Here is a 20,464-nt window from a genome sequence, read left to right on the forward strand (position 1 = left end):
TTCTTCTATCCCATAATAAAAACACCGATGAATAGACGCCTCCTCGCCCCCTCCCCCCACCTCCGAACAGTTCCACCCGAAACGAAGGGGTGGGGGGGGTCCATTGGTCGAGTATCTCTCGGCGTGTCACATACGGCTTTGACTCCATCGACTCGATTCAATAGATATCCCCAGACATCGACCGATACTATTAGCAGCGACAATACGTTCACAGCTTGTACGCTTTGATCGCACCCTCCAACCGTATACCTCGGCCGTGTACTCCGACCGTATACCTCGGTCGCGTACTCCGACCGTCATCCACTCGGGCTAGCTCAACCAGAAACGATCCCTTCCTGAATCACACCCCCGTCCGTTTCTCTTCCACGATCGCTTCCCATCGTTCATCGCGTCCCGTATTCCGCGGTCGTCGCGTCCCGTATTCCGCGGTCGAGGGCTGCCGGACACCTTCGTTTCGACTCGAATGAGCAACACTTTTGTAGTGTCTCTTCATCTGGTTCGACTGCATCAATTGGACACGCTCCCATCACTACTACCGCTGTAACCCGTATCTTAGGGCTCTACGGTGCCGAAAACGTGGGTAAAGACACTACGTGGGCGTGATTTCCACTCGAAACTGGGGGGTTACAATGGAGGACAACAAATCGCACGCGGACGATACGTCGCCTACAGGGGCGGGTACATCTCTCGCGGCCGAGGAGGATGGACGTACGCGAAACGGCGGCGACGGTGAGCACGGCAGCGGTACCGGTAGTTCCGACGGCGGAACCGACGGTTCTGATGACGAAAACGCCGATTCCGACGACGAAAACGTCGATTCCGACGACGGCGTCGGTGAGAACGGAGACGGTCGGCGCGATGTCGACGATCCGGATACTCCTTCGTTCGAGACGGATCCGACCGGTGGTGTTGCCGCGACGTCGACCGATCCTTCGGACGTCTCCGTCGCGGACACCGACGCCGTGTCCACTGGCGATACCGACGTATCCAGCGGGGGGAGTCCCGACGTCACCGTTGACTTGGAGAGTGGCGGTCGGGATCGGTCGGCAACCGATGTCGACCTCGACGGCGTCGTTCTCGACGACGAGGACGACGACAACAAGGGACTGTTCGACGATCTCCTGTCCGGCGAGCCGATATTCGAGAACAAGGAGGTTCTCCGCCCGTCGTACACGCCACACGAACTGCCCCACAGAAACGACCAGATCAACCAGATGGCGACGATCCTCGTGTCCGCCCTCCGCGGGGAAACCCCGTCGAACATCCTCATATACGGAAAAACCGGAACCGGAAAAACGGCGTCCGCGAAGTTCGTCTCACAGGAACTCGAGTCGACGTCTCAGAAGTACGACGTTCCCTGCGAGGTCGAGTACATCAACTGTGAAGTGACCGACACCCAGTATCGGGTGCTCGCACAGCTCGCGAACAAGTTCATCGAGAAGAACCAGAACCTCATCGAGGACCGGCTCGATCGCTGTCGAGAGCTTCGATCGACGATCCCGGACGATCCGACCGTTCTCGATCGGACGGAGTTCTCCGATGCCGACGCGCTGCAAGCACGGATCGACGAACTCGAGGCCGACGCCGACGAGATGGAGGAGGTTCCGATGACTGGGTGGCCGACGGACCGCGTCTACTCGACGTTCTTCGACGCCGTCGACTACCACGAACGCGTCGTCGTCATCATGCTCGACGAGATCGACAAACTCGTGGAGAAGAGCGGCGACGACACGCTGTATAACCTCTCCCGGATGAACTCCGAACTCGTCAACTCCCGGATCTCGATCATGGGGATCTCGAACGACCTGAAGTTCACCGACTTCCTCGACCCCCGCGTCAAGTCGAGCCTCGGCGAGGAGGAGATCGTGTTTCCCCCGTACGACGCCAATCAGCTCCGTGACATCCTCCAACACCGTGCCGACATCGCGTTCAAGCACGATGCGCTCACCGACGACGTGATACCGCTGTGTGCTGCGTTCGCGGCGCAGGAACACGGTGACGCCCGTCGTGCACTCGATCTCCTCAGAACGGCCGGCGAACTCGCGGAGCGCTCGCAAGCCGAGGTCGTCGGCGAGGAGCACGTCAGACAGGCACAGGACAAGATCGAACTCGACCGCGTCGTCGAGGTCGTTAGAACCCTCCCGACACAGAGCAAGATAGTCCTCTTTGCGGTCATTCTTCTCGAGAAGAACGGCGTCCACAACATCAACACCGGTGAGGTGTTCAACATCTACAAGCGCCTATGTGAGGAGATCGACGCCGACGTCCTCACCCAACGTCGAGTCACGGATCTCATCAGCGAGCTCGACATGCTCGGGATCGTCAACGCCGTCGTCGTCTCGAAGGGCCGATACGGCCGGACGAAGGAGATGGGTCTGTCCGTCCCGGTCGAGGAAACGGAAGCGGTCCTCCTGTCGGACTCCAGGCTCGGCGATATCGAGAACGCGCAACCGTTCGTTCAGGCACGCTTCGACAATTAGCGAACCCGGCCGTGCCTAATTCGGCTATCCGTGGACTGCAACCGTACTCGAGTCGAATCGGAGCGAAAAGCCAGTTCGTTCCGTACCGATCATCGTTCCTGGCGTGCTTTCAGATCGATCGATCAGGGGAGACGTACTCTCCGTACCGAGCTCTCTCGGTTCGACTCCGGTCGAAACCGAGATCAGGTCGCTCGGTTTCGCCTGTCCCGTCGCGATGAGTCGGACGTAGCCGAGATACGGGACCCGTAGCCGTGCGACGCCGGTCACCCAGTCGGCTTTGACGGGTTCGGACAGTCCGTTCGCTTGGTCGTACTGTCCGTTGTTGTCTCCGAGGGTGATGAAACCGTCGTGGGGTGCCGGACAGTTCCGGAGCTCCTCGCAGTCGTCAGCGTTGTGTAACCGCCGATCTGCACGCTCGTACCAGTTCTCTCCCTCGTCGACGTGAAACATCGCCCTGTGTATGATCGGTGACGCCGTTCTGCCGGGCGGCTGGTAGATCACGACGGAGCCGTACGTCCCGAACGTCCGATAGTCGGCGGCTTGCCCGTTTTCGTAGGTCACCACGCCGATATCGTTGTCGGCGGCGTCCGGAGCGAACCGGCCGGGCTCGGTGACGAACACGAGATCGCCGACCTCCATGTTCGGTTCCATGCTTCCGGACTCGACGGCGACCATCGGCGGCCACACGCCACTGACACCGAACAGGATCAGACCGAGGAGGAGAACGATCGCAACGCTCGAGAGCATCTCACGGAGCCACATCAACGGTCCCTCGTTGTCGCGCCGGAACCGCTTGAGCAACCCGTCCTCGCTTCGATCCGGGTTCACGTCGGCGACCGGACCGTCTCTATCCCCGCCGTCCGGATCTCCTACAAACGCTTCCGGATCCTCGGTGTCGTCGATCGTGTCGGTGTCGGTGTCGGTGTCGTCGATCGTGTCGGTGTCGGTGTCGGTGTCGCATGCCCCATTCGTACTCTCGACCGCGTCGTCAGTAGCTGGCGGTCGGTCCTCGGGGTCCATCGTAGTCAGGTAGGTTGGTTTCGGTGATAAGTCTCGGGGTCCCGTCCCGGAACCGTTTTCACTGCTACCACCGTTTCCGGTATCGTGCCGCTGGAGTCGAACGCACGGATCGTCAGTGAACTTGCCAAACGCGGGTACAACGCCGAGCGCGAGGCGATCACGCTCCTCGCCGGGGCGTCCGAACCGACCCTCGCGCTGGAGGCGACCGTCGAACACGCGCCCGCCGACGCGCTCCGCATCACCACGGAACACGTTCGTGCAGTTCTCGACGACTCACGATCCGTTCCGGATTACGACTCCGGATCCGATAACAACACCTCCGTTTCGACTCCAAACGAGATAGAACAAAACACGGAGACTGTTGATTCGTCTCCAGTAGAAATAGAGGGGTCTACAAACCACGGGAACGACCTCGTCGATGGAGACTCCCACCGGACCGAGTCAGATCCCGCGGAGTCAGATCCCGCGGAGTCAGATCCCGCGGAGTCGGACTCGAACGCGACCGACGATCCGCCACGCGATTCATTACGTGACCCATCACGTGACCCATCACGTGATCCGTCCGCCCACGTCCGCGATCCCGATCGTCGGGATCTATCGGTCGGTAACGACATGACCGGCAACAGCACCGGGACCGGCGAGTACGACGACTTCGTCCGGACGTTTCGAGACCGATACGAACGACTCTCGAAAGTGCTTCGCGGTCGCGTCAACCACCGTCCGGCCGAGGCGATCGCGTCCATGCCGGGCGGGAGCGACGCCTCGATGATCGGCCTCGTCAACGACGTTCGATCGACGCGCTCCGGTCACTGGCTCGTCGAACTGGAGGACACGACGGGGACGTTTCCAGCGCTGATCATGAAGGACAAGGGGCTCGCGGACGTCGTCGACGAGATCCTGATGGACGAGTGTATCGCCGTCGAGGGGACGCTCGCGGACGACGCGGGGATCCTCTTTGCCGACTCGCTGCACTTCCCGGACGTCCCGCGGACCCACCGGACCGGCACGGCCGACCGTCACGTCCAAGCCGCGCTCATCTCGGACGTCCACGTCGGAAGCGACGAGTTCATGGCCGACGCGTGGCACCGCTTTACCGACTGGCTCCACACGCCGGAGGCGGACCCCGTCGAGTACCTTCTCCTCGCGGGCGACATGGTCGAGGGCGTCGGCGTCTACCCGAACCAGGACGAGGAGCTCGACATCGTCGACATCTACGAGCAGTACGAGCGGTTCGCGGAGTACTTAAAGGAGGTACCGGGCGACACCGAGATCGTGATGATCCCCGGCAACCACGACGCCGTTCGCCTCGCGGAGCCCCAGCCGGGATTCACCGAGGAGCTTCGCGGCATCATGGACGTCCACGACGCGCGGATCGTCTCGAACCCGGCGACGGTACACGTCGAGGGCGTCGAGGTGTTGATGTATCACGGCGTCTCGCTCGACGAGGTGATCGCCGAACTTCCCGAGGAGAAGGCGAGCTACGACGAGCCGCACAAGGCGATGTACCAGCTGCTCAAGAAACGCCACGTCGCTCCGCAGTTCGGCGGACACACGCGCGTCGCACCGGAGGAACGGGACTACCTCGTGATCGACGACGTCCCGGACGTGTTCCACACCGGCCACGTCCACAAGCTCGGGTGGGGGAAGTACCACAACGTGCTCGCGGTCAACTCCGGCTGCTGGCAGGCCCAAACCGATTTCCAGAAGTCCGTCAACATCGATCCCGACGCCGGATTCGCGCCGATACTCGATCTCGATACGCTGGAGATGACCGTCCGGAAGTTCGCCTGACCGCCAACGACCGGCGGTCCAACGCTGCTCTCGCGGCTTCACGACACTCTTGACTTGACTCTTCAGCCTCGATCGACGACGACCGTGACTTCGCTCTGTGACCTCGCTCTGTGACCTCGCTCTGTGACCTCGCTCTGTGGTCCAACACGACGGTACAACGGTACAGCTGGCGTCGACGAAGGCGATCCTCCCCTCCGACGGTTTACATTGGATGCCGCGACCAACGCTCCCGTGATCTGATGACTGCCCGCGGCGCACTGGGAGGGAGCGCGACGCCCCGCCGCGGCGGAGACGACCGATCGGCCCGATTGACGCGTCGCCTGTTAGCCACTTCACGAGCGTTGCTATCGCTCGATCTCTACTCGACCGCTCGTCGCGCTGTTGAGTCGGTCGACGAGCTCCTCGATCTCGGCCACCGGAACCCGCAGATCGAACCGAACCCGCTGGTCGTAGTCGGCGTCGAACTCGACACCCCCGGACTCGATCACGCCCCGAACGGTCCCGGAGTCGTCGTAGTCGGTTCGAACGGTCAGTCGACGGTGCGGGCGCTCCTCGACCACGCCCGCCTCGTCAAGCCCTTCCTTGACCGCCCGCGAGTACGCGCGGGCCAGCCCGCCGACACCGAGGTTCGTCCCGCCGTAGTATCGAGTGACGACGACGACGACGTTGCGAACCTCTCGTTGAACGAGGACGTTTAGCGCCGGCTTCCCCGCGGAGCCGGTCGGCTCACCGTCGTCGGAAGCGTACTCCCGGAGCATCACGTCGCTTCCGGGGGTCCGCTCGGAGCGCTCTCCTGCGGGGACGCGGTACGCGGGAACGTTGTGCGTCGCGTCGTCGTACTCCTCATCGACGGTCGCGATGAACGCCTCCGCCTCTTCAACCGTGTCGGCGGGAGAGACGTGACCGAGGAACTCCGAACCCCGAACCTCGAACGTCGTGGTCGCTCGCTCGGACACCGTCAGGTAGCTGTCGGTCACTGTTCCCCTCGCTCACGTTGTCGACGCTCCACGACGACGCTCGTCGGCGGTGCGAGCCGATACAGCGCGACGAACGCGAACACCCCGACGAGCTCCGCGACTTTCCCGACGATCGCGAACGGATCAGCGGCGAGCGCACTCGGGACCGCTGCTCCGTGCCAGCCGACGTATCCGAGGAGGAACGTGGCGAGCGTTCCAGCGCCCAGTGCGTACAGGCGGCGATACTCGTCGGCTTGCAGCGTCGCCGCGGCGACGATGACGCTGAAGAGACCGGCGAGGAGGAACACGTACGGCCTCGGGTCCGCGGGCTCGGTCAACCGCGGCCACGCCCACAGCAGATGCACGGCGGCGCTCAACACCGCCCCCTGCACGGCGACGGCCCGAAGCACCTTCTTCAGTCCGGATTGCCGGCCACCGTCTACACCCTCCGACTCGCTCATCGGATCACTCCCACGGATGATATCCCGGCGTGTCCGGCCACAGCGGGTACCAGTACGACTCGTCGCTTTCGATCCCCAACTCCCCGTCGAGCACTGATTGGAGCTTGAACTCGACGCGTTGGTTCCGTTCGTGGTCGCCGTCGGGAGCGAACGGGTAGTACGCACCGCGGCGGAACGAATAGATCCAGTAGGCGTCGCCCTCCGACTTCTCGAACCCGAAGACGGCGGCCAGGAGCCGTGATCCGAACCCCTCTTCGATGAACTGGTCGGCGGCGAAGTGGATGCTCGTCACGAGGTCCTCCGGGTCGTCGTCCTCGAGTACGAACCAGTGGTAGCCGTGGTCGTCCTCGTGTCGGTGAAAGCCGGTCCCCGTCTCGATCTCCCCGGCTTCCAGGATCGCCTCGACCTCCTCGACGGCGTCGTCGAAGCGGGTGCTGTCCACGCCCGAGAAACACAGCGCCGCCTCGCCGCAGTTGTCGTACCCGAGGTCGGCCTGCATCGTCACGTACGCGGTCGACATCCCGAACAGGTCCTCCGGGTCGGCGTCGCGGGTCGCGTCGGTCTCGGCGCTCGTCCCGAGTACGGCACGGATCGTGTCGAAGATGCCCATCTCTCGCTTTCGTATTGGTGACGAGGGGTTAGGCGTTTCCGGTCGACACCGACGGAGAGACAGATCCGCCTCGTCGTCTCACTCGCCTCCGATGCGATCGAGGTACCTCAACACGCCACGAGCGTTCAGACTCGCGTTGGCGCGAGCTCGCTCCGGGTTCCACATCTCGAGCGCGCTGCTCGCCGCCTCGAAGTGATCCACGACGGCGTCGTCGTCGCCGAGCTCGGCTCGCTTCGATCGGACGGCTTCGACCCACTCGACGTACGCGCGTTTCGCCTCGCCGATCAGTTTCGGCTCGTATGCTCTCGGTCCGAAGTGACCGAAACAGAGGTACTCGGGATCCAGCTCCTCGATCAGCCGCATGTCCTCCAGACACCGATCGAGGTCGAACTGCGGCGGCGGCGTCGTCTCTCGGACCGTATCGATCGACGGAACGTAGAGGCCGGTGGCGTCCGCGGTGAACACGACGTCCGAACGCTGCTCGTGATACACGGCGTGGTGTGGGGCGTGTCCCGGTGCGTCGTGGACGACGAGTTCTCGATCGCCCAGATCGATCCGGTCTCCGTCGCTCAGCCCGGTTAGCCGCGCTTCGGGAACCGGCTTCGGATCGGCGTAGTACTGCCACTGATCTTCGACGGCGGACTTCGTTCCGGCGATGAGCGCCTCAGGATCGACGATATGGCGCACGCCCTTCTCGGGGACGGCTACCTCGGCGTTCGGGTACCGATCGGCGAGATACCCCGCCCCGCCGGCGTGATCGAGGTGGGCGTGCGTCGGGACGATCCACGCGAGCTCCTCGCGACCGATCCCGATCTCGTCGAGCGTCTCGAACAGTGCGTCTCGGTTTTGCCCGGTTCCCGTGTCGATCACTGCCGGCCGCTCGGCGTCGAACACGTACACCGATCCGTACTCGTCGGTCTCGAACATCCCGGTGTCGTGAACGTACAGATCGTCGACGCCGCGAACGGGTTCGAACTCGCCAGCCTTCATGCCCGAGCGACAGCCCGGAGGGCCTTTTAGGGATCGGTCGACGGAGCGGATCGCTCCCCCGTACCGCTCGTTCCCGTGTCGGGGGATTATACGCGTCCCACCCGACAAGACGGTATGCGCGTTCTCGTCACCGGTGCCACCGGTTTCGTCGGAACTCGACTCGTCTCGGCGCTATCCGAACGGGGACACGAGGTCGTCGCGCTCGTTCGCGATGCCGATCGATACGATCCGCCGAACGAGGTCCACGTCGTCGAGGGTGACCTGCTGGAACCGGCAAGCCTCTCGCCGGCGTTCGAGATCGATGGCCGTTCGATCGACGCCGCCTACTACCTCGTTCATTCGATGGACGGCGGTCCTGGCTTCGAGGAACGCGACCGGGAATGTGCGCGAAACTTCGCTGACGCCGCGTCCGCTGCCGGGATCGCCCGGCTCGTCTATCTCGGTGGACTCGGTGAGGACCGCGAGGAGCTCTCCGAACACCTTCGCTCGCGCCGCGAGGTCGAGCGGATCCTCTCCGACGGTGAGTACGCGCTCACCGTGCTTCGCGCCGCCGTCATCATCGGTACCGGGAGCGCGAGCTTCGAGGTGATAGAGGGGCTCGCGAGCCGGCTTCCCGTCATGATCACTCCCAAATGGGTCGACACGCTCTGTCAGCCGATCGCGATCGACGACGTGGTGACGTACCTCGTCGGCGTGCTCGACGTTCCGGCTACCGCCGGCGAGACATTCGAGATCGGCGGTCCGGAGGTGTTGACGTACGCCGAGATCCTCCGTCGAACCCGACGCCAACTCGGTGGGGGACTCCGGATCGTTCGAGTGCCGGTGTTGAGTCCGGAGCTGTCGGCGATGTGGCTCCGACTGGTAACGGACGTGAACCCACACCTCGCCCGATCGCTGGTCGAAGGACTCCGAAACACGGTCGTCGTCGAGGACACTCGGATACAGGAGCTGATACCGTTCGAGAGAACTACCTTCGATCTCGCCGTCGCTCGCGCGCTCGCCGGTGCACAACGGATCGCCGTCCCCGTCGAGGATCGCCGCACCGATGGCTCCGACGACCAAGGGCCCGGTGCGGTCGGCGACGTCGACCGGAACGGTGGTGACGAGGTGTCGACCCGGTGAACGGACGGTCCGGTTCCGAGGCGGGGGCTTCCGAGCACGGCGATCCGGGTGGGGAGAACGTCGGCCGAGCGGGGCAAGAGACCGATCTCGTGGCTCCCCACTACGGAGAGACGTGGGTGTATGAGAGCCTCGTCGGCGGGATCCCCGGCCTCGATCTCTCACGCGCCGCTGCGGTCGCGATACAGGTGGTGCTGTTTCAGACCGGCGTCCTGGTCGTGGGCTGGTACTACGGACTGTGGAGCGCGGTCGTCGCCGGTACGGTCGCGGTCGGCGTTGCGGCCGCGGGGAGCGTCGAGATGCATCGACTCGGGGATGGAAACCGAGCCCTGTCGACGCCGGCCGAACACAAACGGCTCCTCTTCGGTTCGAGCGTCGAGATCGTGTTGGGACTGCTGGCGTTCATCGCTCTCGTGACGTACCTGTTCGTGTGGAACGACGTGCTGGTCACGCGTCTGTTCGGGTCGACCCCGCCGGTTGCGGCGGTGTATCTCGCCCTGCTGATCCTCTGGGACCTCTGTTACCGGATCGGAACGTCCTGGTGGAGCGCGGTCGTCGCGCTGTGGCGCGCGGTCCACGTCGAACTCTCGACGTCCGACCGGGCTCGAGCACGCCGGATAGACGCGGAGAACGTCGGATTCTCCGCGATCCAGCTGGTACTCGTGCCGTTCCTGTTCGAGGACCCGATCCTGCTCGGTGCGGTCGTCGGTCACGTCGTCGCCGTCGCCGTCGTCTGTACGGCGGCGATCCTTCTCTCGTGAGCGTCATCTCTCTCGTGAGCGTCATCCCTCATCGAGCGGAACGCTCTCAGCGACGGAGACCGGAAGGATCAGTGGATCGTCGACCGACTCGGGTTGTCACTTCCCCTGCAGCTCCTCGAACTTGTCCAGGAGTGCCTCCGCCGAGTCCCCCGAGTCGTACGTGAGCGATCCGGAGTACTCCGCACGCTCGGCGTCGAAGTCGGCGTCGACGACACCGGTTTTCCGTTCACGGCGCTCGTGTTCGTCTTCGTCATAGGCACCCATTGACATGGTACATACTCACTTGGAATTTCCGAGACATATATGTATCGGTCATGCACACCGATCGATACTCACGTATTTGGGAGGGAGGGGATGACGCCGTACCAACGCAACAGGTCGAACAGATCGGATGCCTCGAGGTCGTCCGGGAGAGATCTGCTCTCTCGTGATGCTGAGACGTCAAAGCTCTCCCGGAGCAACGAGACGTCGAAGGCGTCTCGGACCACGTGTCTCCGAGGCGATTCACCGGAAACCCTTAGCATCGGGGGCCAGTAGGTCGATCGTGGCACAACCGCTCCGATTCAGACGCGCACCCGGTCGATGGAGCCGCGACCGGGTTCGCTCGCGGCTCGAACGCTCGCTCGATGACAACCTCGGAGCGACCGCAAGCGACCCGTGGTTCAGCCCGCCGCCCGGCTACGACGCTCGCCGATTCGACATGGACGACGGCTCGATGGCGCTGTTCTGTTGGACCGACAACGACGACGACCCGCCGCAGGGTGTCGGTTCGGGACCTGTCGGTTACTGGCTCGGAAACACGGAGACGCCGAGGGATCTCTGGCAGACGAACAAGTTCGGATTCGACGAGGCTCCGTACTCCGTCTCGCGCTGGGCACAGCGCGAACTGCTCGCCGGGCTGCACGACGACGAACCATGGCTCGCGGACTACCCACACGTCTCGTGGTTCTTCCTGCCGGTGTTCTGTTCGAAGGACGGTGCCGAGACGACGCGAGCCTTCTTCCGTGACTACGCCGCCGGCTTCCCGGACGCGACGCGCGAGGCGGGGGCCGGCTACCTCGAACGACTCCTTCGTCCCGGGATCCTCGACGACTATCGAGAGACGATGGCCGGGAAGCTCGGCACGTCCGCGTCCGTAGATCTCGTTCGGATGAGCGCGACGGTCGCCGAGTTCACCGCGGCCAAGATCCTCTCCGATTCGGGATACGACGTCACTCCCGAGATCGAGGTGACGACCGGCCACTCGCTGGACTATCGGGCGGAGGACCCCAACACCGGTGTCGCGTCGCTCGTCGAGGTGACGCGGCCCCAGCCGGTGTCCGGCCGAAGCGCGAACACGCCGGTCGCCGCCGTCAGGGACACCGCGGAGACGAAGACGAACGGCCAGTTGGAGGCGCACGGCGGCGGCGCGACCCTGTTCGTCGACTGTACGTCGTTCCCCGAGGACGACTGGGCCGCGGTCAAAACCGAGCGACCGGACGTTCGACACAAGCCGGCGGTCGTGTTTCGTGCACGCCCCGACGGACACGTCGAGGGCTACTCGAAGGGCTCCGTCCCCCTCGATCTGTCGGACGCGATCGAGTGGGTCGGCTAAGCGATCGGGTTCGATCGCCGGCGAGACCATCGCTCTCGATGTCGGTCATCGAAAACGTTGAGCGGTCCCGCGTCCCTTAAAAGGAGACGGGCTGTGGACCCGTCTCGGCGTCGGTCGTCGGGTCCCGATCCGAGTAGAACCGCCGACCGACTCCTCGATGGCAGACGCCGGACCGGACGGTGTCGAACACCTCGTCCGGACGATCGAAGGTCTGCTCGCCGAACCGCGCCAGGACGTCCCCGAGCCGCTCGGAACCGTCCGCGAGCTCTACGGTCGCGTTCCCGTGAGCCGCGATTATCTCGTCCGAGGTGGCCGGATACTGGTGCCGTTCGAGTCGATCGTCAATGCCATTCAAGCGCATCAACGGATGAGAAGCACTGCAGGTTCTTAATGATTTTCCATGTATGACCTTAGCCGGGTGTGGATTCCTTAATCATCATTAATGGATGATTGTGAACGTGCCTCACGATCTCCGATGAGGGCCGAACCGCCGTCGATTAGTACGGCTCGCTCGGGTATCGACCATGGGCACGCGTTCGACAACCGACGGCCGCCCGGAGCGTGCGGGTCGAATCGTCGCGGACCTCCACACGCACACGACCGCCTCCGACGGGACGCTCGCGCTCCGAGACGTTCCGGCGGCTGCCCACGAGGCGGGACTCGACTGGGTCGCCGTCACGGACCACGATCGGATCCATCCCGGTATCGACGCGCCGGTCGTCGAGCGCGCCGGCGTCCGGATCGTCCGGGGGATCGAACTCCGCGTCGATGCCGGCTTCGAGCGCGTCGATCTCCTCGGATACGCCGTCCGACACACGGACGCGCTCGTCGCGGAGATCGATCGTCTCCAGACGGACCGACGGGAACGCGGCGCGAGGATGCTGGCCCGCGTCGAAGACCGACTCGACGTCGAACTCGACGTCGCCCCCCGGCCGGGACTCGGGCGTCCGCATATCGCTCGCGCCATCGACGCCTCGTCGGCACCGTACGACTACGCGGACGCCTTCGATCGGCTGATCGGCGACGACGGTCCCTGCTACGTCGCTCGCGAGGTGACGACGGTCGATCGAGGCGTCGAACTCCTCCGCGACGCGTGTGCGATCGTCGGGCTCGCACATCCGTTCCGCTACGACGACGTCACCGCCGCGCTCGACGTTGCCGAGGGGTTGGACGCGATCGAGCGCTGGTACCCCTACGGTCGCGACGTCGATCTCGCTCGGATCGACCGCGTCGCCGAGACGGCGTCCCTCCTTCGAACCGGCGGCAGCGACGCACACGAACTGACGCTCGGCGTCGAGGGTATGACTGAGACGGAGTTCGCCCCGATACGCGAGCGACTCCCTGACCCGGCCGAGCGTTCGTGAACGATCAGCGCCCCCATCCCGGCGTTCCCGGTGCGCCTGCGTCGTCCTCCAGTCGATGGACGAGCCGTTCCCGTTCGGCGTCGTCGAGGCCGACCAGGGCCCCGTCAGTACCCGCCCGAGCGGTCCACGCGTCGATCGCACGGCCCGCCCACGAGTCCGCCTCGCGTGCCCGCACCCTCGCTTCGGCCATCCGATCGCGGTCGACCGAGAGCGATCCCGGCCGCGATCCCGCTGCGGCCCCCACGAACCGGGCGCGATCGTCGTCGGTTCCGAACCCCTGTCGAAGTCGATCGACGACGCCGTCGAGGTCGGCCGAGACGGGATACGCGAACACGGTCGCGCCGAGCGCGTGCGACCCGAACGGCGGCGCTGGCGTCTCCGCCGGCACGTCAGCCTCGATCAGGCGCTCGCCCCCGCCGGCCGCCTCGACGCGTTCACACTCCGTCTCCGCGTCGAGTTCGAGATTGTGTGCGGGGTACACCGAGCAGGTCCGTGGGTACTCCTCGCGTCCGTGGATCCGACACTGTAGCGTCGTCGGATCGAGGAACACGCAACTGTCGAGCCAGCGCGACACGCCCGTCCCGACGGGTGCAACCGGTTTGGACGGCTTGCGGAGCCCGACGACGAACGTCGGGCGATCGCGAACCGCCGCGAGCGTGATCCCGTCGACGGTCACGTGATCGTCACCCTCGGCCGGCTCGAACAGTCGCGGGACGAGAACGTCCCCGAGCCCGCGGTCGAGAAACGCCACGACCTCGTCGCGGGTCAGGGGAACGAGGTCGTACCGATCGTCGAGCGTCGGGCGGCGACCCGTCCGGTCGCCGTCGCCGGCGGCGTCCGGATCGATCGGACGCCAGTCGACGCAGCATCCCGCACACCCCTCACAGCGGAGCTCCATCACGTATGCTATCGATACGCATGCTCAAAAGGTCTCGCCGGAGTCGGCGTCGGATCCGCCTCGACTCAGTCGACGATGATCTCGGAGTCGGAGCCGGCACTCACCGCGTCATCGGTCCCGCCGCCCATCTCCGTCTGATACCGCTGTATCCACTCGGCGAAACACTCCGGACAGAGTCGCTGGGTGTCGATGTTCGCCCGGTCGACGCTCAGCCGGACGGTACGTGCGAGCGCGTCCGTCGTCGGCTCGCCGCAGGCGTCACAGGGCTCGTTCGTCGCCGCGTCGCTCATACGCGGTCGTCGCGTCGGCGGCTCTTAAAAGTACGCGGGGAGGCGTCGCAGAGTGCGGGTCCGGGATCGTCCGCTTCGGTCGGGTCCGGGATCGCCCGCTTCGGTCGGGTTCGGGATCGTCTTAGGTCGTCCGGAACGCGCGGTCGCCGGCGTCACCGAGCCCGGGCACGATGAACCCCTCGTCGTTGAGTCCGTCGTCGATGGCGACGGTGAGCAGGTCCGCCTCCGGGAACTGCTCGCTCACGCGAATCAGTCCGTCGGGCGCTGAGACGGCCGAGAGCACGAACAGGTTCTCGTAGGCGTCCGCCTCACCGACGATGTGGTCCAACACCGCACACATCGTCGAGCCCGTCGCGAGCATCGGGTCGGCGACGATGACCGTGTCCTCCTCGCTGATCTCCGGGAGCTTCACGTAGTCGATGGTGATCGGAAACTCCCCGTCCGCGTTCATCCCCGCCTCCTCGTCGCGCCCGGCGGAGATGACGCCCTGTTTCGCGCGCGGGAACGCCTTTAAGAGCCCCTCGACGAACGGCGTCGCCGCGCGTAACACGTTGATGATGACGACGTCCTCGAGCCCCTTCACGCGCTCGCCGGTCGTCTCCGCTAAGGGGGTCTCGACCGGGACGTACTCCGTCTCCATCGCGCCGTCGATGATCTCGTAGCCGCAGATCCTACCGAGCTTGACGAGCCCCTTCCGGAAGGCGACCTGTTCGGTCTCGACGTCGCGGAGCCGCGAAAGGGTGTCCTTCGCCAGCGCGTGGGTGATGAGGTACGCGTCGTCGCGGTCTTCGATCGTCATTATCGGGGAGGGGGCCGCCGTCCTCTTAAAACCGCACGCCACTCCTCACGCCGATCGCCACACGCCTTGCTGTGCGTCGAGCCACGCGACGACGGCGACGTGCGGGAGCGTCAGCGCCGCGATGGCGACGAGCGAGGCGGCGAGCAGGTCCCCCGACGTGGCGACCCCCGACGGGACGGCGCGCGCGACGATCCCGATCACCGCGAACCCGCCGAGCGTCAGCGGCGCGGCGTCGCGGGCGAACCGCCGGAGCGCGCGGTGCCGGTCGCCCGCGGCGATCGCCCCCGCCGCCGCCTCGTCGACGAGGACGAGCCGACCGACGTGTCGAAGCGCGTGCCAGACGGCGAAGTACACCCCGACGGCGAACACGGGCGCAGCGAGCAGGAACCACGCCCACAGCACAGCGATCTCGCCGACGTCGCGGTGCCATCCGCGCCGGTCGGCACCGCGTCGGACTCGAGCGGCTCCGAGTGCGGCCGCGAGCAGCGTCGCACTCGCCATCGCGACGCCGACGGCGACTCGAACGTTTCCGGTGAACACGGGATCGACGGCCGCCGTCGCGGCCGCGGGATCGACCACGAACAGTCCGACGACCCACTCGGCGACCAGTCGGTACTCCGCCGGATGGGCGAGAAGCGGAACGCCCATCGGGAGTCCTCCTCGAACGAACAGCGCGAGCGCCCGCTCCGCGGTCGTCGGGAGGTGATCGACGCCGACGACCACCAGCGCGGCGACGTCGCCCTGTCCCCAGTGCAGCCACGTGAGCGCGATGAATCCGACGAACGCGGTCACCGGGGCGAGGAAGAACGCGGTGACGACCGCGCCGCCGAGCACCGCGTAGACGACAGCGACGGCGGACACGGACCGAGTGAGCGACACGTCGGCAGCGCGCACCGGGACGAGATGGTCGACCGCGCCGTGAGCCATCCCGACCGTGAGCGTCCCGAGCGCGAAGACGGCGACGCCGAGTTCCACCGGAAACAGAGGGGTTATCGCACCGACCGGGAGGAGCGTGGCGAGCGCGAGCGCGGGATACAGCGCGAACAGTCGGTCGACTCGGCGAGACGCCGTCGCGTCAGTCATCGTTCAGGATCCTCCCCGTCGAGTCGTCGTTCCGGACGGTCCCTGCGGTCGTCGGGTTGCCTCGGTCGGTCGCCGCCCGCCGGTCGTTCCAGTCGAGTACCCACTCGAACAGCACGAGTCCGTTGACCGTCATCAGGCCCGCCAACACGAAGAACAGCGCCTCCTCGATCGGGAGCCCGAGGGGAGCGATCCCGGTCGTGTGCGCTCCCGAGACGATCCACGTTCCCATCTCGATGGCGATCCGGTCGACGATCCAGAAGTAGACCGCCGGAACGAGCGCCGCGGTCACCCACACTCGCGGCGTCCGGGCCAAGTAGCCGCCGCCGACGGCCCACTGAAGCGCGAACACCGGGCCGACCCACGCAAGCAACCCGCCGAGGTACAGGGTCGCGGCGTCGAGCGAGACGAGCCACAGCCCGAGCCCGAACAGACCGGCTCCCACGATGAGACCCGCGAGACGAGGGGTGCGGGCGAAATCACCCTCGAGGAACGCGGGATCGAAGCCGATGCGATGGAGCGCGAGCGCGACGATACACGTCTGGACCGCGACGTAGAGGTACTCCCCGAGGGGGATCGAGAGGAAACGAACCGACACCGCGCCGTCACCGTACCACCAGACCCCGGACCGGATCATGTAGCCGATCCACGGCGTCGTGTACGCGTACGCGACGGCGACGAGGACCGCGATGCCGGCTGCGGAGCGCCGACGCCGACGCCGCTCGTATCGCGGTGCGAGATACCACAGCACCGCCAGCGGGGGGAGACTGAAAACGAGATGGAACTGAAGATACGTCAGGGAGGGAATCACCGGGCTCCCCTCTCGTTCCCGACCATGTCGACCGTTCGATCCCTGTCCGATTAAGCGTTCACACGTCCGACGGTCCCTTCTCGCGGTCGGGTCCCCTCGTCGGACGCGCTCGGGCCCCCCGTCGGACGCGCTCGCGAGACGGCGTGGTACCGTCCCCCTCGCAAGGGTTATCCCCCGGACGGATGTACGTTTGTTTGCAATGGCAAACGGAAAGGTTGATTTCTTCAACGACACTGGCGGCTACGGTTTCATTTCGACTGAGGACGCGGACGATGACGTATTCTTCCACATGGAGGACGTCGGCGGCGCAGACCTCGAAGAAGGACAGGACCTCGATTTCGATATCGAGTCGTCCCCCAAAGGACCCCGCGCGACGAACGTCGTCCGCAACTAACACCCGTTTTCTCGTCGCTTCGCGCGACGCTTGACGGAGCGATTCTTCCGATTGGCTACGTCGGTGAGCCGTGGCTTCGTCCGTGTTCGACGGTCTCCGTCGCCGAGACTCACTCGCTCGGTAGCACGCGGTAACCCTCCAACACCTTCCCCAGCCGGAACATGGAGGCGACGACCGCGTCACACGACGATCGAACCGCGGGCTTCGGCATGAACCCGACCGACAGCCCGGCCACCTCCAACATCGGGAGGTCGTTCGCGCCGTCGCCGACCGCGACCGTCAGCTCCATCGGGACGTCGAGCTCGTTCGCGAGGTCCTCCAAGGCGTCGTCTTTCGTCCCCTCGATGAGCGGACCCTCGGCGTCGCCGGTCAGCTTTCCCCCCTCGATCGGGAGACGGTTGGCGACGATCGTGTCGGCCTCGACGCCCTCCTTCGCGAGCGCGCGCTCGACGCCGCGCTCGAACCCGCCGGTGAGGACGGCCACGTGGTGTCCCTCCGCCCGGAGGCGCTCGATCAACCGACCGGCTCCCGGACGGAGCGTCACGTCGTCGTACGCGTCCGTCGCGTCCGCCTCGGAGAGCCCGCCGAGCAGCTCCGCGCGGCGATACAGGCTCTCCGCATAGCTCAACTCGTCGTTCATCGCCCGTTCCGTGATCTCCGCGACCTCGTCGGCGACGCCCGCCCGCTCCGCGAGCAGAACCGTCATCTCCGAGTCCGAGAGCGTCCCGTCGAAGTCGAACGCGATCAGTCGCATACGCGACCGTTGTGTCCGTGGGGGCTTTTAACCGCCCGATCGGACCCTCGGTCGAGCCACAGTGCTTTTGGAACTGACGCGCGGAGTCGAAGCCATGACCCGCGCGAAACTCGACGTCGAGGACCTGCTGAAGATCGTCCTCGCGCTCGTGATCGTCTGGCTTCTCCTCGAGATCGTCGGCACCCTCCTGAGCATCACGATGACGCTGTTTCACACCCTGCCGACGCTCATCGGGATCGCGATCGTCGTCCTGATCGCCCTGTGGCTCACCGATCGGATCTGAGACGTGTTCAGCCTCAACGTCCCGCTGCCGCCGGCAGTCGAGCGCCTCGCAGCCGATCTCCACCCGAAACTGACGGGGTTCGATCGGGTCCGGGAGCGGTACACCCTCGTCGGAAAACGGTTCGGCGTCGACGACGTCGGAGAGGCGGGTCGAACTCACCGGTCGAAAGACGCCGCGGTCGCGACTCTCCGTGCTGATCTCCGACCGCTCCTCGCCGGAACGGGACCGTTCGACGTGTCGGTCACCGCGGTCGCCACCTTCGAGACACCGGCACAGGGGCCCGCCCCGGTCGTCTATCTCGCCGTCGAGAGCGACGTGCTCGTCCGGCTCCATCGACGACTGTGTGCCGCGTTCGATCCCGTTGACGGGATCGAGGGCGACGACTACGTTCCCCATATCACCCTCGCTCGCGGCGGGGGATCGAAGGCGGTCGATGCCCTCAGCGACGTCGACATCGACCCGATCGAGTGGCGCGTCCACGAACTGGCGCTGTACGACCCCGAGTTCCGGGAGGTCGCCGACAGGATCGAGCTGTAGGCGTCGGCTCCCCCGGCTCGATCACCGCTTCCGAACGCGCATCGGGACCGGGTGATCCGGATGCATCGTCAGGGAGCCGCGCAGGGACAGCTCCGGCCCCTCGTACGCCAGCCGGTACTCCGAGCAGAGGCGCGCGAGGATCAGTTTCGCCTCCATGAGCGAGAACGCCTTCCCGATGCAGTGACGCGGACCGCCGCCGAACGGGAAGAACGCGAACCGCGGTCGCCCGCTCCGTCGCTCCGGCGTCCACCGCTCCGGATCGAACGCGTCGGGGTCGTCGTACCAGCGGTCGGAGCGGTGGATCACCCACTGCGGGAGCATGAGTGCGGCCCCCTCCGGGATCCGGTACCCACCGAGCTTCACGTCGAGTTTCGGCTCGCGGAACATCGTGTACACCGGCGGATACAGCCGCATCGCCTCGTTGAGCACGCGCTCCGTGTCCGCCATCTCCCGGACGTCGCCCGCGTTCGGGGGACCGTCGTCGGTCGCCGCCGTCGCCTCCGCCTCGACGCGTGCTCGAGCCTCCGGATGCTCCGAGAGGAGATAGAACGTGTACGTGAGCGCGAGCGCCGTCGTGTCGTGTCCGGCCAGAAGCATCGTCACGAGCTCGTCTCTGAGGTTCTTCTCGGTCTGCTCGCCGCGGTCGTACGCGCGTAACAGAACCGAGAGCAGATCCATCGGCAGGTCGCCTTCGGCGTCGCCCGGTGGCCCGCCCATGACGACGCCGTCCGCCCACGCGGGGTCGACGGAGGGGTCCCGTTCGGTTCCGCGTCGTCGGGCGACGATCCCGTCTATCAGCTCCTCTAACGTGTCGATCGCGGCATCGAACTCGCGGTTCTCCCGGGTCGGGACCCAGTTCGGAAGCAGGAACCGCCGCGGGTCCGGCTCGAACCGTGCACCGAGCGGTTCGAGGTTCTCCTGGACCGTCCGGACCTCCTCGGTGCTGATGTCGGAGCCGAACATCGCGGAGACGATGATCCGGACGGTGAGCCGAGCGATCTCCAACTGCACGTCGACGACGTCACCGTCGGACCAGCCGGCGATCTGTGACTCCGTGTGCTCGACCATCGTCCCCGCGAGCGCACCGATCCGCCGCGTGCGGAACGCGGGGTTTGCGAGCGCTCGCTGGCGCTCCCACGTCTCGCCCTCGCTCATCAGGAGCCCGTCGCCGAGCAGCGTCCGGATGGCGTCGTCGCCGAACGACGGCTTGCGGTACCGTGCGGCGTCGGCGACGAGCACGCGCTGTACGTCCGACGGGTTCGTGAGCATGTACGTCTCGCGGGGGCCGAGATCGAAGCGCACGACGTCCCCGTAGCTCTCCGCACACGCCCGCATGAACGAGAAGGGGTCGTTCGCGTACCGTCGAGCGGTTCCGAACAGGGGGTCCCCGATCGGCCCGGGGGGCGTCACGGACATGCGAGATGTGTGGGCTCGCCGAGGTTAAACGTTCGGCGGCAGCGAAGGGATCTCCG

Annotated in this window: 23 protein-coding genes; 9 read left to right on the forward strand and 14 right to left on the reverse strand. The window is 65.7% G+C overall.

Features of this window, described 5'->3' with window-relative positions:
• Positions 1-629: 629 nt before the first annotated feature.
• Entirely contained in the window at positions 630-2,480 is a 1,851-nt protein-coding gene (locus ACNSN7_RS01375; protein WP_418280085.1) for a Cdc6/Cdc18 family protein, read from the forward strand.
• A 24-nt stretch (positions 2,481-2,504) separates the two neighbouring features.
• Here ACNSN7_RS01375 and ACNSN7_RS01380 read toward each other — a convergent pair whose 3' ends face one another.
• The gene (locus ACNSN7_RS01380; RefSeq protein ID WP_418280086.1) at positions 2,505-3,500 is read right to left on the reverse strand and encodes a S24/S26 family peptidase; all 996 of its coding nucleotides are present in this window, start codon (positions 3,498-3,500) and stop codon (positions 2,505-2,507) included.
• A gap of 84 nt (positions 3,501-3,584) precedes the next feature.
• Between ACNSN7_RS01380 and ACNSN7_RS01385 the strand changes: the two genes are divergently transcribed.
• The gene (locus ACNSN7_RS01385) at positions 3,585-5,291 is read left to right on the forward strand and encodes a DNA-directed DNA polymerase II small subunit (RefSeq protein WP_418280087.1); all 1,707 of its coding nucleotides are present in this window, start codon (positions 3,585-3,587) and stop codon (positions 5,289-5,291) included.
• A gap of 344 nt (positions 5,292-5,635) precedes the next feature.
• On the opposite strand, the gene ACNSN7_RS01390 is transcribed toward ACNSN7_RS01385, so the two are convergent.
• From ACNSN7_RS01390 to ACNSN7_RS01405, 4 genes are all read right to left on the reverse strand, one after another.
• Complete coding sequence (locus ACNSN7_RS01390; protein WP_418280089.1) at positions 5,636-6,268, reverse strand: IMPACT family protein; 633 nt, start codon at positions 6,266-6,268, stop codon at positions 5,636-5,638.
• The gene (locus ACNSN7_RS01395) at positions 6,265-6,708 is read right to left on the reverse strand and encodes a hypothetical protein (protein WP_418280090.1); all 444 of its coding nucleotides are present in this window, start codon (positions 6,706-6,708) and stop codon (positions 6,265-6,267) included. Before ACNSN7_RS01395 ends, ACNSN7_RS01390 begins: the two co-directional genes overlap by 4 nt.
• A gap of 4 nt (positions 6,709-6,712) precedes the next feature.
• The gene (pspAB, locus tag ACNSN7_RS01400) at positions 6,713-7,318 is read right to left on the reverse strand and encodes a PspA-associated protein PspAB (protein WP_418280091.1); all 606 of its coding nucleotides are present in this window, start codon (positions 7,316-7,318) and stop codon (positions 6,713-6,715) included.
• A 78-nt stretch (positions 7,319-7,396) separates the two neighbouring features.
• Positions 7,397-8,308 (reverse strand): MBL fold metallo-hydrolase, encoded by a 912-nt coding sequence (locus ACNSN7_RS01405; RefSeq protein WP_418280092.1) that lies wholly within the window; start codon positions 8,306-8,308, stop codon positions 7,397-7,399.
• Between the two features lie 114 nt (positions 8,309-8,422).
• Here ACNSN7_RS01405 and ACNSN7_RS01410 point away from each other — a divergent pair, with 114 nt between their 5' ends.
• Positions 8,423-9,430: an NAD(P)H-binding protein gene (locus ACNSN7_RS01410; protein WP_418280094.1), complete on the forward strand. Its 1,008-nt coding sequence runs from the start codon at positions 8,423-8,425 to the stop codon at positions 9,428-9,430.
• Positions 9,431-9,519: 89 nt separating this feature from the next.
• Entirely contained in the window at positions 9,520-10,188 is a 669-nt protein-coding gene (locus tag ACNSN7_RS01415; RefSeq protein WP_418280212.1) for a DUF7530 family protein, read from the forward strand.
• Between the two features lie 96 nt (positions 10,189-10,284).
• On the opposite strand, the gene ACNSN7_RS01420 is transcribed toward ACNSN7_RS01415, so the two are convergent.
• Positions 10,285-10,452, reverse strand: coding sequence for a DUF5786 family protein (locus tag ACNSN7_RS01420; RefSeq protein ID WP_418280213.1), 168 nt, complete (start codon positions 10,450-10,452; stop codon positions 10,285-10,287).
• 280 nt (positions 10,453-10,732) lie between these two features.
• Between ACNSN7_RS01420 and ACNSN7_RS01425 the strand changes: the two genes are divergently transcribed.
• Positions 10,733-11,782: a DUF5784 family protein gene (locus ACNSN7_RS01425; RefSeq protein ID WP_418280096.1), complete on the forward strand. Its 1,050-nt coding sequence runs from the start codon at positions 10,733-10,735 to the stop codon at positions 11,780-11,782.
• A gap of 76 nt (positions 11,783-11,858) precedes the next feature.
• Here ACNSN7_RS01425 and ACNSN7_RS01430 read toward each other — a convergent pair whose 3' ends face one another.
• Positions 11,859-12,143: a DUF5789 family protein gene (locus ACNSN7_RS01430; RefSeq protein ID WP_418280099.1), complete on the reverse strand. Its 285-nt coding sequence runs from the start codon at positions 12,141-12,143 to the stop codon at positions 11,859-11,861.
• Between the two features lie 163 nt (positions 12,144-12,306).
• Between ACNSN7_RS01430 and ACNSN7_RS01435 the strand changes: the two genes are divergently transcribed.
• Positions 12,307-13,146, forward strand: a complete 840-nt coding sequence (locus ACNSN7_RS01435; RefSeq protein WP_418280100.1) for a PHP domain-containing protein — start codon at positions 12,307-12,309, stop codon at positions 13,144-13,146.
• A 4-nt stretch (positions 13,147-13,150) separates the two neighbouring features.
• On the opposite strand, the gene ACNSN7_RS01440 is transcribed toward ACNSN7_RS01435, so the two are convergent.
• The 5 genes from ACNSN7_RS01440 to ACNSN7_RS01460 all read right to left on the reverse strand — a co-directional run bounded on the left by ACNSN7_RS01440 (position 13,151) and on the right by ACNSN7_RS01460 (position 17,024).
• Positions 13,151-14,044, reverse strand: coding sequence for a YkgJ family cysteine cluster protein (locus tag ACNSN7_RS01440; RefSeq protein ID WP_418280101.1), 894 nt, complete (start codon positions 14,042-14,044; stop codon positions 13,151-13,153).
• A gap of 65 nt (positions 14,045-14,109) precedes the next feature.
• The gene (locus ACNSN7_RS01445) at positions 14,110-14,334 is read right to left on the reverse strand and encodes a DUF7569 family protein (protein ID WP_418280103.1); all 225 of its coding nucleotides are present in this window, start codon (positions 14,332-14,334) and stop codon (positions 14,110-14,112) included.
• 121 nt (positions 14,335-14,455) lie between these two features.
• A complete protein-coding gene (upp, locus tag ACNSN7_RS01450; RefSeq protein ID WP_418280105.1) occupies positions 14,456-15,133 on the reverse strand; it encodes a uracil phosphoribosyltransferase in 678 nt (225 codons plus the stop codon).
• A 45-nt stretch (positions 15,134-15,178) separates the two neighbouring features.
• Positions 15,179-16,216 carry a Brp/Blh family beta-carotene 15,15'-dioxygenase gene (locus tag ACNSN7_RS01455; RefSeq protein WP_418280106.1) on the reverse strand — a complete coding sequence of 346 codons (1,038 nt, stop codon included), beginning with the start codon at positions 16,214-16,216 and terminating at the stop codon, positions 15,179-15,181.
• Positions 16,209-17,024: a lycopene cyclase domain-containing protein gene (locus tag ACNSN7_RS01460; protein ID WP_418280107.1), complete on the reverse strand. Its 816-nt coding sequence runs from the start codon at positions 17,022-17,024 to the stop codon at positions 16,209-16,211. The genes ACNSN7_RS01455 and ACNSN7_RS01460 overlap by 8 nt, the downstream gene beginning before the upstream one ends.
• Positions 17,025-17,223: 199 nt before the next feature.
• Here ACNSN7_RS01460 and ACNSN7_RS01465 point away from each other — a divergent pair, with 199 nt between their 5' ends.
• Entirely contained in the window at positions 17,224-17,418 is a 195-nt protein-coding gene (locus ACNSN7_RS01465) for a cold-shock protein (RefSeq protein ID WP_418280108.1), read from the forward strand.
• Positions 17,419-17,527: 109 nt separating this feature from the next.
• On the opposite strand, the gene serB is transcribed toward ACNSN7_RS01465, so the two are convergent.
• The gene (gene serB / locus ACNSN7_RS01470; RefSeq protein WP_418280110.1) at positions 17,528-18,172 is read right to left on the reverse strand and encodes a phosphoserine phosphatase SerB; all 645 of its coding nucleotides are present in this window, start codon (positions 18,170-18,172) and stop codon (positions 17,528-17,530) included.
• 94 nt (positions 18,173-18,266) lie between these two features.
• Between serB and ACNSN7_RS01475 the strand changes: the two genes are divergently transcribed.
• Both ACNSN7_RS01475 and ACNSN7_RS01480 read left to right on the forward strand, forming a co-directional pair.
• On the forward strand, positions 18,267-18,455 hold the full coding sequence (locus ACNSN7_RS01475) for a DUF7554 family protein (protein ID WP_418280112.1): 189 nt from the start codon (positions 18,267-18,269) through the stop codon (positions 18,453-18,455).
• Positions 18,456-18,458: 3 nt separating this feature from the next.
• The gene (locus ACNSN7_RS01480; RefSeq protein WP_418280113.1) at positions 18,459-18,992 is read left to right on the forward strand and encodes a 2'-5' RNA ligase family protein; all 534 of its coding nucleotides are present in this window, start codon (positions 18,459-18,461) and stop codon (positions 18,990-18,992) included.
• Between the two features lie 21 nt (positions 18,993-19,013).
• On the opposite strand, the gene ACNSN7_RS01485 is transcribed toward ACNSN7_RS01480, so the two are convergent.
• Complete coding sequence (locus ACNSN7_RS01485; protein ID WP_418280114.1) at positions 19,014-20,408, reverse strand: cytochrome P450; 1,395 nt, start codon at positions 20,406-20,408, stop codon at positions 19,014-19,016.
• Positions 20,409-20,464: the final 56 nt, after the last annotated feature.

The sequence above is a fragment of the Halorubrum rarum genome (assembly GCF_048380895.1).
Classification (GTDB): domain Archaea; phylum Halobacteriota; class Halobacteria; order Halobacteriales; family Haloferacaceae; genus Halorubrum.